The following is a 15,779-nucleotide window of genomic DNA, read 5'->3' as shown; positions in this document are numbered from 1 at the left end:
CCCCGGGTGGGGCCCCTTCGGGTTCGTCCAGGTCCAGCGGCTCTACCGGCGGGCGCTGCTCACCGCGGGTTCGCTCCACTGCTCGGGGACGGTGATCGGCTCGTCCGCCGTCTCCCGGGCGGGCACCTGGGGCAGTTTGTAGACCCAGGAGTGGTACATCCAGCGGGCGGTGAGGAAGCCCAGGGCGAGGCAGAGCTCGCCGCCGACGGCGTCCATCCAGAAGTGGTTGGCGGTCGAGACGATCACCGTCAGGGTGGCCAGCGGGTAGAGCAGGCCGAGCACCCGGACCCACGTCCGGCGGGCCAGGTAGAAGATGGCCAGCCCGCACCACATCGACCAGCCGATGTGCATCGAGGGCATCGCCGCGTACTGGTTGGACACGTGCGCGGCGGGCCCGGAGGCCATCGATCCCCAGGTGCCGTGGACCTTCACGGTGTCGATGAAGCCGCCGTCGGTCATCAGCCGGGGCGGGGCCAGCGGGAAGAAGTAGAAGCCGATCAGGGCGATCGCGGTGGTGGCGAACAGCACGGTGCGGGCGGCGACGTAGCGGCCGGGGTGGCGGCGGTAGAGCCAGACCAGCACGCCGATGGTCACGATGAAGTGCAGGGTCGCGTAGTAGTAGTTCATCCCGGTGATGAGCCACCCGACGCTGTCCGCGGCGTGGTTGATCGAACGCTCGACGGCGATGCCCAGCGACTGCTCCAGGTCCCAGATCCAGCGCGTGTGCTTCTGGGCTATCGAGGCCTGTTCCGGGACGGCGTTGCGGATGATCGAGTAGATCCAGTAGCTGATCCCGATCAGGGCCAGTTCGAACCAGATCTTCGGCCGGGCCGGTGAGCGCCGTTGGTCGCGGATGCGGCCGCGCAGTGCGGCGATACGGGACTGGGTGGCGCGGGCGGCTCCGTCGGGCAGGCGTCCCGAGGAGGCCGGCCGTGCTCCGGAACCGTCACCGAGCGCCGCTTCGGCCCGTTGTGCGCGGCCGTGTTGGATCTTGGTCGGTTCCCCCATGGACGAGAAGTCTGCCAGACGTCCCGTCGCCGTCCGATCATCCCCTGGCAGTGGATTCTTCACCGGCTGTCCCCCTTGAGGGCTAGGGGGAGGCTCCCACCGGGGTAGGGGGTGAGGTCGGGTCTGGTGCTTACCGGTGGGACAGGCATGCGTCCCATTGTTACGCCGACCGCTCCAAGGGCGTAATCGGGGTGGCGGCAACGGTCCTGGCCTGGAGTTTCCCGGAAAGAAACCGTTTCTGCATCTTGCTGAAACATATTGCAGGCCGCTAGCTTCCAGGGAACTCGCTCACCCCTTCCCCTAAGGGAGACCCTCAGTGGCCGATGTCCGGCTCCGCCCCCGGCGGAGCACCCCCCGACGCAGACCCGGCCGCACGGCCGTCCTGCTGGCCGCCGCGCTGACCGCCGCCACCCTCGGCAGCGCCCCCGCGGCCCTCGCCGCCGCCCCGCCGCCCCCGCCCTCGGACGCCGCCCTGGCGGCCACCGCCGGGCGACACGACCTCAGCCGCGAGCAGTTCTACTTCGTCCTGCCCGACCGCTTCGCCAACGGCGACCCCGCCAACGACACGGGGGGCCTCACCGGCGGCCGGCTGGACCACGGCTTCGACCCGGCCGACAAGGGCTTCTACCACGGCGGCGACCTGGCCGGCCTGATCCAGCGGCTCGACTACATCCAGAACCTCGGCACCACCGCGATCTGGATGGCCCCGATCTTCAAGAACAAGCCGGTCCAGGGCAGCGGCGACCAGGCCTCGGCCGGCTACCACGGCTACTGGATCACCGACTTCACCCAGGTCGACCCGCACTTCGGCACCAACGACCAGCTCAAGGACCTGATAGCCAAGGCCCACGCCCGCGGCATCAAGGTCTTCTTCGACGTCATCACCAACCACACCGCCGACGTCATCGACGACGCCGAGCAGCAGCACGGCTACCGCTCCGTCGGCGCCTACCCGACCCTCGACACCGACGGCAACCCCGTCGACGAGACCGCGATCGCCGACGCGGGCGCGCCCTGGCCGCGGCTCACCAAGGACTCCTTCCCCTACACCCCGGTCTTCCGCAAGCCCGCCGACGCCACGGCCAAGACCCCGTCCTGGCTCAACGACCCCGCGCTCTACCACAACCGCGGTGACTCGACCTTCGTCGGCGAGTCCGCCACCGAGGGCGACTTCAGCGGCCTGGACGACCTCGACACCCAGAACCCCCGGGTGGTGAAGGGCTTCGAGAAGGTCTACCAGCAGTGGGTCAAGGACGCCGGCGTGGACGGCTTCCGGATCGACACCGTCAAGCACGTCAACATGGCGTTCTGGCAGCAGTGGGCGCCCGCGCTCAAGGACTTCGCCGCCAAGCAGGGCAACAAGAAGTTCTTCATGTTCGGCGAGGTCTACTCCGGCGACCCGGCGATCACCTCGCCGTACGTCACCAAGGGCAAGCTCCAGGCCACCCTGGACTTCCCGTTCCAGGGCGCCGCCCGCGGCTACGTCTCCCAGGGCGGCTCGGCGAAGAACCTCGCCGACGTCTACGGCCAGGACTACCGCTACACCACCGCCGACACCGACGCGTACGAGCTGCCGACCTTCCTCGGCAACCACGACATGGGCCGGTTCGGCTCCTTCCTGCTCGCCGACAACCCGGGCGCCGACGAGGCCACCCTGCTGAAGAAGGACCGGCTCGGCACCGAGCTCCAGTTCCTCACCCGCGGCCAGCCCGTCGTCTACTACGGCGACGAACAGGGCTTCACCGGCGCGGGCGGCGACCAGGACGCCCGGCAGGACATGTTCGCCTCCAAGACGCCCTCCTACAACAGCGACCGGGTACTCGGCGGCCCCTCCGGCCCGGCCGACCGGTACGGCCAGGGCGGCGCGCTCTACCAGGACGTCGCCGCGCTGGCCAAGCTGCGCCGCGACAACCCGGCGCTCGCCGACGGCGCCCAGATCGAGCGCTACGCCGCCGACGGCGCGGGCGTGTACGCCTTCTCCCGGATCGACGCCGGGCAGCGGACCGAGTACCTGGTGGCGGTCAACAACGCCGCCGAGGCGAAGACCGTCACCCTGGACACCTTCTCCGCCGGGATGGGCTTCGACCGGATCTACCCGGCACCGGGCGGGAAGGCGACCTCCGGCGCCGACCGCAAGGTCACCGTGACCGTGCCGGCGCTCTCCTCGGTGGTGTTCAAGGCCGACGCCGGGCTCGCCCCCACCACGGCGGCGCCGCAGCTCTCCGTGCAGCCGCCGGCCGACGGTTCGAGCGGCACCGTCACCGTCGGCGCCACGACCGGTGGCGGCTTCAACCGCGTCACCTTCGCCGCCCAGATCGGCACCGGGCCCTGGCAGACCCTGGGCACCGCCGACACCGGGAGGAACCTGGTCACCCAGGACCTGGGCGCCACCGCCCCCGGCACGGTCGTCCGCTACAAGGCCGTCGTCCAGGACTCCAGCGGCCGACTGCGCTCCGCCACCGCGAGCTTCACCACCGGCGCCCCCGCACCTAAGCCGGTGCCCACCGCCGGTGCCCGCCCGTACGCCGTCGTGCACTACAACCGGCCGGACGGCGACTACGACGGCTGGAACCTCTACGCCTGGGGCGACCTCGCCGACGGCGAGGCCACCCCGTGGCCCGCCGGGCACGCCTTCACCGGCCGGGACGCGTACGGCGCCTTCGCCTACGTGAAGCTCAAGCCCGGCGCCTCGGACGTCGGGTTCGTCGTCGAGAAGAACGGCGTCAAGGACGTCGACGCCGACCGCCACCTCGACGTCGGCGCCACCGGCGAGGTCTGGATCCGGCAGGGCGACCCGGCCGTGCGCACCGCCAACCCTGGCCCGGCGAACACCCAGCCCGCCAACACCGCCGTCCTCCACTACAACCGGCCGGACGGCGACTACGACGGCTGGGGCCTGCACGACTGGACCGGCGCCGCCACCCCCACCGACTGGGGCAAGCCGCTGATGCCGGTGCGCCGCGACGCCTTCGGCGCCGTCTTCGAGGTGCCGCTCGCCCCCGGCGCGACCAGCCTCAGCTACATCCTGCACAAGGGCAACGACAAGGACCTGCCCACCGACCAGTCCCTGGACCTCGCCGTCGACGGCCGCGAGGTGTGGCTGCTCGGCGGCCGCGAGGGCCACCTGCTGCCGCAGAACGCCGCCGCCTCCGCGCAGGTGGACCTCGGCACCGCCAAGGCCCAGTGGATCGACGCCAGGACCGTCGTCGTCCCGGCGGCCTACGGCGCGGGCGACGCGGCCCTGGCCGGCGGCACCAGCGCCCAGCTGGTGTACGACCCCGAGGGCGGGATCCGCGCCGACAAGGGCGTGCTGACCAAGCCCGGCCGGTGGATCCGGCTCAACGCCGCCCAGGGCGGCCTGACCGCCGCGCAGAAGGCCGCGTTCCCGCACCTGGCGGGCTACCGGGCGTTCACCGTGGACGCCCGGGACACCGCCCGCGTCCCGGCCGCGCTGCGCAGCCAACTGCTGTTCACCGAACACCTGCCCAGCGGCGCCGTGCTGGCCGCCACCGGCGTGCAGACCCCCGGCGTGCTGGACGACCTCTACGCGCGCCGCACCGGCCGGGTGGACTTCGGTCCGGCCTACTACAACGGCAAGGTGGCGCTGTCGCTGTGGGCGCCGACCGCGCAGGAGGTGTCCGTCCAGGTCTTCGACGGCGCGACCGGCGGCACCCCGAAGACGCTGCCGCTGAAGCTGGACGACGAGACCGGCGTCTGGGAAGTCGTCCGTGACAAGGGCGAGTTGGACGGCAAGTACTACCTGTACCAGGTGAAGGTCTGGGCGCCCTCCGTCCAGCAGGTGGTGGTCAACACCGTCACCGACCCGTACTCGGTCGCGCTGTCCACCGACTCCAGGCGCAGCCTGGTCGCCGACCTCGCCGCCAAGGAGCTCAAGCCCGCGGGCTGGGAGGAGCAGAACGTCCCCAAGCCCGTCCCGCCGGCGCAGCAGCAGATCCAGGAACTGCACGTCCGGGACTTCTCGGTGGAGGACACCACCGTCCCGGCCGCCGAGCGCGGCACCTACCTGGCGTTCACCGAGTCGCAGTCGGCCGGCATGCGGCACCTGCGGGAGCTCGCCCAGGCCGGGGTGACCACCGTCCACCTGCTGCCGACCTTCGACATCGCCACCATCCGGGAGAACCGGGCCGACCAGAAGCTGCCGGCCTGCGACCTCAAGTCCCTGCCCCCGGACGGTCCGAAGCAGCAGGAATGCGTGGCGGCCGTCGCGGCCGACGACGCGTACAACTGGGGCTACGACCCGCTGCACTACACCGTGCCGGAGGGGTCGTACGCCACGGAGCCGAACGGGACGGCGCGCACCGTCGAATTCCGGCGGATGGTGCAGGCGATGCACGAGGCCGGGCTGCGGGTGGTGCTGGACGTGGTCTACAACCACACCGCCGCCAGCGGCCAGGCCGAGCACTCGGTGCTGGACAGGGTCGTCCCCGGCTACTACCAGCGGCTGGACGACAACGGCAAGGTCACCGCGGACAGTTGCTGCGCCGACACCGCGCCCGAGCACGCCATGATGAACCGGCTCGTGGTCGACTCGGTGACCACCTGGGCCCGCGAGTACAAGGTCGACGGCTTCCGCTTCGACCTGATGGGCCTGGACCCGAAGTCCACCATGCTGGACGTGCAGGCCGCGCTGCGGAAGATGACGCCCGCCTCGGACGGCATCGACGGGAAGAACGTCTTCCTCTACGGCGAGGGCTGGAACTTCGGCGTCGTCGCGAACAACGCCCGGTTCGAACAGGCCACCCAGCTCAACCTGGCCGGCACCGGCATCGCCACCTTCGACGACCGGCTCCGCGACGCCGCCCGCGGCGGCAACTTCATGCTGAACTCCGCCCCGCAGCAGGGCTTCGCCTCGGGCCTGTACACCGACCCCAACGGCTCGCCCGCCAACGGCACCCCGCAGGAGCAGAAGGACCGGCTGCTGCACCAGATGGACCAGCTGAAGGTCGGACTGGCCGGCAACCTGGCCGGCTACTCCTTCACCGACAGCTCGGGCCGGGCCGTCACCGGCGCGCAGGTCGACTACAACGGCGCCCCGACCGGGTACGCGGCCAAGCCGGGCGAGGCGGTGGAGTACGTGGACGCCCACGACAACACCGACCTGTTCGACGCGCTCGCGTACAAGCTGCCGACCGGCACCGCGCCCGCCGACCGGGCCCGGATGCAGGCGCTCGGGCTCTCGCTCACCGCGCTCACCCAGGGCGCGGGCTTCGCCCAGGCCGGCAGCGACCTGCTGCGCTCCAAGTCGCTGGACGCCAACTCCTACGACTCGGGCGACTGGTTCAACGCCATCCACTGGGACGCGGCGCAGGGCAACGGCTGGGGCCGGGGCCTGCCGCCGGCGGCCGACAACAAGGAGATGTGGCCGACCGCGCAGTCCCTGCTGGCGAACCCACGGCTGACCGTGGGGGCGGCCGAGATCCGCGCGACCTCCGCGCAGTACCAGGAGTTCCTGCGGATCAAGCAGTCCTCGCCGCTGTTCTCGCTGCCCACCCTGGCCGCCGTCCAGCAGCGGCTGTCCTACCCGCTCTCCGGCACGCCCGGTGAGACGCCCGGGGTGATCACCCTGCACCTGGACGGCACCGGGCTGAAGGGCGCCGAGAAGGGCGTCACCGTGGTGTTCAACGCCACGCCCACCGCCCAGGCGCAGACCGTGGCGGCCCTGAAGGGGACGGGCCAGGCCCTGCACCCGCTCCAGGCGGGCGGCGCGGACGCGGTGGTGAAGCAGTCCGGCTTCGACGCCGCGACCGGCACCTTCACCGTGCCGGGCCGCACCGTGGCGGTGTTCGTCCAGGGCTGATCGACGAACTCCGGAACCCCCGGGTCCCGCACCGCCGTTGTGGCGGTGCGGGACCCGTTTCGTTTTGGCCGCCCGGTGGCCGGAAAGCACCGATGGCACGGCCGGAAGCGTGATGTGCCGCGCCCGCCCGGTGCCGTCGGCCACCGGGTGGTGCGGGCGGGGGCCCTGAGCGCTGGTCAGTGACTTCCGGAAGTGATCGAACATTCCCCGGATCATGAAAACCGTGTTCATGAGTTCTCAAAGGGGTAACACAACTGATGAACAGTCATGCATACGGTTTCGGTAATGAATCGGCCATTCCGTGGCATGCATCTGTCATTGACGGCTCGTTTGCTGCCACGATTCCTGCGGCTGCAGACGAGGGGGCCCCACCCCCCGGTGCAGCCGACCAGATCAGGTGCAGCGCGTCCCAAACCTGCCACGACTTGTGAGCACCGCAACCGCACCCCCGTCGCACACCCCGGGCGGGGGCCCCCACTGCGCCGCAACCCTGCGGCCCAGGTTTCTCTCCACCGGTGCGAACCCGTGCCGGTCGGAAAAGGAGTCCGCATGTCCCGTTACGCTCACGCCCGGAAGGCCGCGGTTGTCATGGCCGCAACCACCGCGCTGCTGGTGACCGGCATACCGGTCATCGCGCAGGCCGCGACGCCCGACGCCCCGTCCGCCGTCGCCGCCCAGCAGTCGGACCGGGCCGCGCTGATCGCCTCCGCGAACCAGCAGTCCGCGTCCTTCGTCCAGGCCCTGGGCCTGAGCAGCCAGGAGAAGCTGGTCACCAAGGACGTCGTCCTGGACACCAACGGCGGCCGCCACCTGCGCTACGAGCGCACCTATGCCGGACTCCCGGTGCTCGGCGGCGACCTGATCGTCCACCAGGACGCCGCGGGCGCCACCAAGAGCGTGACCAAGGCCAGCGAGGCCAACCTCGCCGGTGTCAGCACCACGCCGGCCCAGGCCGCGCCGAAGGCCCAGGCCGCCGCGCTCGCCGCCGAGCAGGGCGCCGCCGTCGACACCGCGCCGCGCCTGGTCGTCTGGGCCGCCGACGGCACCCCGAAGCTCGCCTGGGAGACCGTCGTCTCCGGCCGCGAGTCCGACGGCACCCCGAGCAAGCTGCACGTGGTCACCGACGCCGCGACCGGCGACGTGCTCAGCAAGGCCGACGGCATCAAGCGCGGCTCCGGCAACGGCGTGTTCGTCGGCAACGTGCCGCTGACCACCACCCAGAGCGGCTCGACGTACTCGCTGAAGGACGCCACCCGCGGCGGCCAGTACACCACCGACATGAAGAACGGCACCTCCGGCAACGGCACGCTGTTCAGCAAGTCGAGCGACACCTGGGGCAACGGCCAGGCCAGCAACCGCGAGTCCGCCGCCGTGGACGCCCAGTTCGGCGCGGCCGCCACCTGGGACTTCTACAAGAACACCTTCGGCCGCAACGGCATCCGCAACGACGGCGTCGGCGCCATGAGCCGGGCCCACTACGACACCGGCTACGTCAACGCGTTCTGGGACGACAGCTGCTTCTGCATGACGTACGGCGACGGCTCGGGCGACACCCACCCGCTGACCGAACTCGACGTCTCCGGCCACGAGATGAGCCACGGCGTCACCTCGGCCACCGCCAACCTGAACTACTCGGGCGAGTCCGGCGGCCTCAACGAGGCCACCTCGGACATCTTCGGCTCGATGGTCGAGTTCTACGCCAACCTGCCCGCCGACAACCCGGACTACCTGATCGGCGAGCTGATCGACATCAACGGCAACGGCACGCCGCTGCGCTACATGGACAAGCCCTCCAAGGACGGCACCTCCGCCGACTCCTGGTACTCGGGCGTCGGCAACCTGGACGTGCACTACTCGTCCGGTGTCGCCAACCACTTCTTCTACCTGCTGGCCGAGGGCAGCGGCGCCAAGGTGATCAACGGTGTCAGCTACAACAGCCCGACGGTCAACAACATCACCGTCGGCGGCATCGGCCGGGACAAGGCCCAGCAGGTCTGGTACAAGGCGCTGACCGCGTACATGACCTCCACCACCAACTACGCCGCCGCCCGCACCGCGACCCTGAACGCGGCCACCGACCTGTACGGCGCGAACAGCGCCGAGTACAACGCGGTCGCCACGGCCTGGGCCGCCGTCAACGTCGGCTCGCTGCCCAACCCCGGCGGCATCACCGTCACCAGCCCGGGCAACCAGTCCACCGCGGTCGGCGGTGCGGTGAACCTCCAGATCAAGGCCTCCGGTGGTACCGCGCCGCTGTCGTACAGCGCGACGGGCCTGCCGGCCGGGCTGGCGATCAACGCCTCGACCGGTGCGATCACCGGTACCGCCACCACGGCGGGCTCGTCGAACGTGACGGTGACGGTGAAGGACTCGGCGGGCAAGTCCGGTACCGCCAGCTTCACCTGGACGGTGACCGGTGGCGGTGGCGGCACCTGCACGCCGGCGCAGCTGCTGGGCAACGCGGGCTTCGAGACGGGCTCGGCGGCGCCGTGGACGACCAGCTCCGGCGTGGTGGACAACAGCTCCTCGCAGGCGGCGCACGGTGGTTCGTGGAAGTCGTGGCTGAACGGCTACGGCTCCTCGCACACCGACACGCTGGCGCAGACGGTGACGATCCCGGCGGGCTGCAAGGCGACGCTGAGCTTCTGGCTGCACATCGACACCGCTGAGTCGGGCAGCACCGCGTACGACAAGCTGGCCGTGTCGGTGAACGGCACCACGCTGAAGACGTACTCCAACGCGGACGCCGCGGCGGGCTACCAGCAGCGGACCTTCGACCTCTCGTCCTACGCGGGCCAGACGGTCACCCTGAAGTTCACCGGCACCGAGGACGCCTCGCTGCAGACGAGCTTCGTGATCGACGACACCTCCATCCAGACCGGCTGAGTCCGGACCGGGCCCCCGCGGGCCCGGTGAACCAGGACAGGTGAGGGGCCCGGCGGCTACGGCTGCCGGGCCCTTGTCGTGCGTCCGGGCCCAGGTGGTGCAGAAACGTTCCTCCCAGGCCCTTGACGCTCTCTCCCGGCGGCCCTAGGTTCAGCGCTGCAAGTTTCCGGCAAGTTACAGAAACTTCCTGCATAGCTCTTCCTGCACAGCTCACCCCCGGCTGCCCCCACCCCAGCCACCCCCAGGAGACGACGTGGTCACCACCGCCCCCACCCGCCGGACCGCCCGCGCGGCCGGCGCCCTCGCCGCCTCGGCGGCCCTGGCGCTCTCGCTCGCCACCTCCCTCGGCGCCCCCGCCGCCCAGGCCGCCCCACCCGCCAACAACGGCAAGGACGTCACCGCCACCCTCTTCGAGTGGCGCTTCGACTCCGTCGCCCAGGCCTGCACCTCGACGCTCGGCCCGAAGGGCTACGGCTTCGTCGAGGTCTCGCCGCCCCAGGAGCACATCCAGGGCCCGCAGTGGTGGACCTCCTACCAGCCCGTCAGCTACCGGATCGCCGGGCGGCTCGGCGACCGGACGTCCTTCAAGAACATGGTCGACACCTGCCACGCCGCCGGGGTCAAGGTCATCGCCGACGCCGTCGTCAACCACATGACGGCCGGCTCCGGCACCGGCACCGGCGGCACCGCGTACACCAAGTACACCTACCCCGGCACCTACCAGGACCAGGACTTCCACTCCTGCCGCCAGCCGATCACCAACTACCAGGACCGCTCCAACGTGCAGAACTGCGAGCTGGTCAACCTCGCGGACCTCGACACCGGCAGCGCGTACGTCCAGCAGACCATCGCCCGCTACCTGGACGACCTGGGCTCCCTCGGCGTCGACGGCTACCGGATCGACGCCGCCAAGCACATCGCCGCCGGCGACCTCGCCGCGATCAAGGCGAAGACGGCCAACCCCAAGGCCTACTGGGTGCAGGAGGTCATCTACGGCGCCGGCGAGCCGGTCCAGCCCACCGAGTACACCGGCACCGGCGACGTCGACGAGTTCCGCGTCGGCACCGACCTCAAGCGGATGTTCACCAGCGACAAGCTCGCCAACCTGTCCGGCTGGGGCGCCTCCTGGGGGTACCTGCCGAGCGGCCAGGCGCGCTCCTTCATCGACAACTGGGACACCGAGCGCAACGGCTCCACCCTCAACTACACCTACGGCAACACCTACACGCTGGCCAACGTCTTCCTGCTCGCCTCGCCGTACGGCGCGCCCAACGTCTACTCCGGTTACGCCTTCACCAGCAACGACGACGGCCCGCCCAACGGCGGCACCGTCAACGCCTGCTACCAGGACGGCTGGAACTGCACCCACGCCTGGCGGCAGATCGCCAACATGGTCGGCTTCCGCAACGCCGTCGCGGGCACCGGCGTGACCAACTGGTGGTCCAACGGCAACAACGCGATCGCCTTCGGCCGCGGCAACAAGGGCTACGTCGCGCTCAACCACGAGAGCGGCCCGATCACCCGGACCTTCCAGACCGGGCTCGCGGCCGGCACCTACTGCGACGTCCAGCACGGCGACCCGCAGCCGGGCGGCGGCTGCACCGGCCCGACCTACCAGGTGGGCGCCAACGGGCAGTTCACCGCGACGGTCGGCGCGGGCGACGCGATCGCGCTGTACGTCCCGGGCGGGGCGGCCAGCACCTCCGGTGCCTCGTTCAACGTCAACGCGACCACCGTCAACGGCCAGAACGTCTACGTGGTCGGCGACGTCGCCGCGCTCGGCGGCTGGGACCCGGCCAAGGCGCTGCCGCTCTCCTCGGCCGGCTACCCGGTCTGGTCGCTGTCGCTCGCGCTGCCGGCCGGCACGGCCTTCCAGTACAAGTACGTCCGCAAGGACGCGAGCGGCGCGGTGACCTGGGAGTCCGGGGCCAACCGGACGGCGACCGCGCCGGCCTCGGGCCTGGCCACCCTGAACGACACCTGGCGGCCGTAGGCCCTGTCCGGCCACCCTCGGGCCGCCCCTGGACCCCCGTCAGCCTGGACTGACGGGGGTCCCTCGTGCGGGTGGCCGTTCCGGTTCAAACCTCGGCCGGCGAGGCGGCGCTGACACGATCGCGGGATGAGAACCACCCCCCTCGTCCTCTCCGCTACCGCTACTCGCACGACGAGTGATCACCACGGGAACTAACTCCCGGCCCTGGACGTGGGGTTGGGCTAGGGTGGGGACATGGTTGCAAACTGCAAGGAAGAAGTGGCCGTGAACGAACCGGAGTTCGTCAGCGCTCCCGCCCTGATTCTTCAGTCCCTCGCCGCCGACCCCGACCGGCGGGCCATCACCACCGCCGACGGCATCGAACTCACCGCGGGTGACTTCGCCGCCGCCACCTACCGCCTCGCCCACGAGCTCATCGCCCGGGGCGTGGTGCGCGGCGACACCGTGACCCTGCTCGCGGGCAACACCGCCGAGGCGCTGAGCGGCCGTTACGCGGCAGGCCTCGCGGGCGCGCGGGTGGTGAACCTCTACGACGGCATGAGCGCCTCGACCCTGGCCGAGATCGCGACGAGCGTCGACACCGCCGTCCTGCTCGTCGACGCCGAACGGTACCCGGTGGCCGCCGAGTTGCTGCCCCTGATCGACGTGCCGACCGTCCTCCGTCTCGGCCCAGGACCGGCGGCCATCGGCGAGGACGTGATCGCCGCCGCCGCCCACCGGCCCGCCGAACCGCCGGCCGTCCGGGTCGGCCCGGACGACGACTGGGGCATCCGGCACACCGGCGGGACCACCGGAATCCCGAAGGGCATCCGCAGCCTGCACGGCGCCTACCGGAAGGTCTTCGACACCCCCGGCCGCATGGAGAGCGAGGCACCCCGCTTCCTCGCCGCCACCTCGCTCGCCCACCTCGCCGGGCTCTTCTCCGACCTGACGCTCCACCACGGCGGCACGGTGATCCTCCAGCGCTCCTTCGACCCCGGCGCGGTGCTGGCCGCGATCGAGCGCGAACGCATCACCGACCTGTGGGTGCTGCCGCCGCTGCTCTACCAGCTGCTCGACCACCCGGCGATCGGCCGCACCGACCTGTCCAGCCTGCGCCGGGTCTCGTACGGCGGCTGCGCGGCCTCGCCCACCCGGGTACGGGAGGCGCTCAAGGTGTTCGGGCCGGTCCTGTGGAGCGGCTACGGGCAGTCGGAGGCGCAGAACATCTGCATGCTCGCCCCGCACGAGCACGACCGGGTCGGGCACGGCGGCCAGATCGCGGTCGGCCGACCCCTCCCGGGCATCGAGGTGGCGATCCGGTCCGCCGACGGCACCGAGCTGCCGACGGGGGAGCAGGGCGAGATCCACGTCCGCTCGGACACCGTCATGGCCGGGTACTGGAAGCGGCCCGACCTGACCGCCGAGGTGCTGCGCGACGGCTGGCTGAACACCGGCGACATCGGCTACTTCGACGCGGACGGCTACCTCTACCTGGCCGACCGGCTCAAGGACAAGATCATCGTGGTCGGCGGGCACGTCTACCCGTCCGAGGTCGAGGACCTGCTGCTCACCCACCCGGCGATCGCGCAGTGCGCGGTCTTCGGGGTGCGCGACGCGCAGGAGGCGGAGCACGTCCACGTCGCCGTCGTCGCCGCGTCGGGGCAGCGGCCGGACCTGGAGGAGGTCCGCGCGTTCGTCACGGCCCACAAGGGGCGGATCTACGCGCCGGAGGCCCTGCACGTCGTGGCCGCGATCCCGCTGACGTCGGTCGGCAAGCCGGACAAGAAGCGGCTGCGCGAGTCCGTGGCGGGCTGACGGCGGGAGGCCGACGGCAGGCTCTAACCCCGCCCGACGTACGGCATGGCGGTCGCCATCACGGTGGCGAACTGCACGTTGGCCTCCAGCGGCAGTTCGGCCATGTGCCGGACGGTGCGGGCCACGTCGGCCACGTCCATGGTCGGCTCGACCGCGAGCCGCCCGTCCGCCTGCCGCACCCCGGTGCTCATCGCGGCGGTCATGTCGGTCGCCGCGTTGCCGATGTCGATCTGCCCGCAGGCGATCCGGTACGGGCGGCCGTCCAGCGACAGCGACTTGGTCAGCCCGGTGACGGCGTGCTTGGTCGCGGTGTAGGCGATCGAGTGCGGGCGCGGGACGTGCGCCGAGATCGAGCCGTTGTTGACGATCCGGCCGCCCTGCGGGTCCTGCGCCTTCATCTGCCGGAACGCGGCCCGGGCGCAGAGGAACGCCCCGGTCAGGTTGAGGTCGACCACCGCCCGCCAGGCCTCGACCTCCAGGTCCTCCACCGGTACGGCCGCGCCGAAGGTGCCGGCGTTGTTGAACAGCAGGTCCACCCGGCCGAAGCGCTCGACGGCTGCGGCGAACAGCGCGTCCACCGCCGCCGGGTCGGTGACGTCGGTCGGCACCACCGCGGTCGGCGTGCCGCCCAGCCGGGCGGTCTCCCGCAGCGGCTCGGCCCGCCGGCCGGCCAGCGCCAGCCGCCAGCCGGCCGCGGCCAGTTCGACCGCCACGGCCCGGCCGACTCCGCTCCCGGCTCCGGTGACGACGGCGATCTGCTGGGGCATGGCGTTCTCCTGGGTCTGCTCGGTTTCGGCTGGGCTCGGGTTCCCCGGGGTGGGGTCCGCTCGCTCCGGGCGTGAGCCGATCGTTGCGGATGCGGGGGCCGCCGTCACTGGTCGAAGGCCCCAAAATTCGCACCCCCGGACAGGCCGCGGACCGTGCTCCCCGCCGTCCGGCCCCCGTCGTTCGGGGGGAGTGGTGAAGGCCTTTACCTGATCGCGAACAAACATTGGATTTCCGGTGGCCACCGCGCAACCGGGCCACCCCGGTCCACGTCATAAGATCGCAGGAAGGCGCGCCACCGCGAGGGAGGACGCGCCGCCACCCCGGGGACCGCACCAGCGCCGCGCCCCCGGTCTGTCCGGCCCCACCGGGGGGCCACAGCCCGGTCAGACGGACCGGGCGTGTCATCGGTCGGAGAGTCCTCACCGTGCTTAGGCAGTCGTCCCGTTCCCGCGCCGTCCTGACCGGCGCCGCCGTGCTCGCCCTGGCCGCCTCGCTCGCGGCCTGCGGGAGTTCCGGCGGCGGGAAGGGGGACGGCGGCAAGGCGGCCGGTACCCCGGGTGCGACCGGTACCGCTGCCACGGGCGGCTCGCCCAGCGCGGGTGGCGGCGGTACGCCCGCGCCCACCACCGCGGAGCCCGCGGCCGCCACCGGGAAGGTGCTGATGCCCACCGGTCCGGCCGCAAACCTGAGCAAGGCCCGGGACACGTCCGCCGGTCCGATCATGATGACCACGGTGACCGGCGCGAAGTCCGGCGTCTCCGGCAAGGTCTGGGTCTGGCTGCCGCCCGAGTACAACGACCCCAAGTTCGCCAAGACCGGCTTCCCGGTGCTCACCCTCTTCGCGGGCGGCCAGAGCAACGGCTACAACACCTGGACCGACAACCAGCTGCCGATCCAGGAGGAGAACGAGCAGCTGGTCAAGGCGGGCAAGTCCCACCCGTTCATCATGATCATGCCGGTGCAGAACTTCAACAGCGACGAGCACAACGCGCTGGACTGCTCCGACATCCCGGGCCAGCCCAAGATGGGCACCTGGATGTCCCAGGACCTCCCGGACTTCGTCCGCGCCAACTTCCGCACCGTGAAGGGCCGCGACGGCTGGGGCGTGATGGGCGCCTCCACCGGCGGCTTCTGCAGCGCCAAGCTCGCCCTCCAGCACCCGGACGTCTACAAGGCCGCCGTCCCGATCGACGGCTACTACGTTCCCGACTCGGGGCTGTGGAAGGGCCACGACGCCGAGCGGCAGGCCAACAACCCCGACGTACTGGTCGCCCAGGGCAAGGCCGACGTGAAGATGCTGGTCACCGCGGGCGGCGCCAACCCGTACGAGACCAAGCTGGTCAAGGGCTGGGTCGCCAAGGCCGCCCCGCCGGTGTCGCTGGAGTACTACGAGCAGCCCGGCGGCAAGCACCTGACCTCGGACTTCAAGAAGATGATCCCGGACACGCTGCAGTGGCTCACCAAGAACCTGGCGGGCCCGGAGGCCGACTGATCCCAGCGGCACGACAA

General features: G+C 71.3%; 7 protein-coding genes. 5 read left to right on the top strand and 2 right to left on the bottom strand.

What is annotated here, in order from left to right:
* Positions 1–42 precede the first annotated feature (42 nt).
* Positions 43–1,008, bottom strand: a complete 966-nt coding sequence (locus AB0R04_RS17885; protein WP_363372167.1) for a phosphatase PAP2 family protein — start codon at positions 1,006–1,008, stop codon at positions 43–45.
* Between the two features lie 316 nt (positions 1,009–1,324).
* Between AB0R04_RS17885 and pulA the strand changes: the two genes are divergently transcribed.
* The 4 genes from pulA (at position 1,325) to AB0R04_RS17865 (ending at position 13,502) form a co-directional block, all read left to right on the top strand.
* Positions 1,325–6,826 carry a pullulanase-type alpha-1,6-glucosidase gene (gene pulA, locus AB0R04_RS17880; RefSeq protein ID WP_363372166.1) on the top strand — a complete coding sequence of 1,834 codons (5,502 nt, stop codon included), beginning with the start codon at positions 1,325–1,327 and terminating at the stop codon, positions 6,824–6,826.
* A 549-nt stretch (positions 6,827–7,375) separates the two neighbouring features.
* A complete protein-coding gene (locus tag AB0R04_RS17875) occupies positions 7,376–9,712 on the top strand; it encodes a M4 family metallopeptidase (protein WP_363372164.1) in 2,337 nt (778 codons plus the stop codon).
* 253 nt (positions 9,713–9,965) lie between these two features.
* Entirely contained in the window at positions 9,966–11,705 is a 1,740-nt protein-coding gene (locus AB0R04_RS17870; RefSeq protein ID WP_363372162.1) for a carbohydrate-binding module family 20 domain-containing protein, read from the top strand.
* Between the two features lie 264 nt (positions 11,706–11,969).
* On the top strand, positions 11,970–13,502 hold the full coding sequence (locus AB0R04_RS17865; protein ID WP_363372159.1) for an AMP-binding protein: 1,533 nt from the start codon (positions 11,970–11,972) through the stop codon (positions 13,500–13,502).
* A gap of 23 nt (positions 13,503–13,525) precedes the next feature.
* On the opposite strand, the gene AB0R04_RS17860 is transcribed toward AB0R04_RS17865, so the two are convergent.
* Positions 13,526–14,269, bottom strand: a complete 744-nt coding sequence (locus AB0R04_RS17860) for an SDR family oxidoreductase (RefSeq protein WP_363372156.1) — start codon at positions 14,267–14,269, stop codon at positions 13,526–13,528.
* Between the two features lie 425 nt (positions 14,270–14,694).
* Between AB0R04_RS17860 and AB0R04_RS17855 the strand changes: the two genes are divergently transcribed.
* Complete coding sequence (locus tag AB0R04_RS17855) at positions 14,695–15,762, top strand: alpha/beta hydrolase-fold protein (protein ID WP_244293338.1); 1,068 nt, start codon at positions 14,695–14,697, stop codon at positions 15,760–15,762.
* Positions 15,763–15,779 lie beyond the last annotated feature (17 nt).

This window comes from Kitasatospora sp. NPDC056731 (assembly GCF_040687675.1).
GTDB lineage: Bacteria > Actinomycetota > Actinomycetes > Streptomycetales > Streptomycetaceae > Kitasatospora.
Note: the sequence above shows the minus strand (reverse complement) of the source record. Positions and strands in the feature narration are given on the sequence as shown.

Coding starts and splice junctions, on each gene's coding strand:
- AB0R04_RS17875 (WP_363372164.1), top strand. CDS start 7,376: ATGTCCCGTTACGCTCACGCCCGGAAGGCCGCGGTTGTCATGGCCGCA.
- AB0R04_RS17860 (WP_363372156.1), bottom strand. CDS start 14,269: ATGCCCCAGCAGATCGCCGTCGTCACCGGAGCCGGGAGCGGAGTCGGC.
- AB0R04_RS17885 (WP_363372167.1), bottom strand. CDS start 1,008: ATGGGGGAACCGACCAAGATCCAACACGGCCGCGCACAACGGGCCGAA.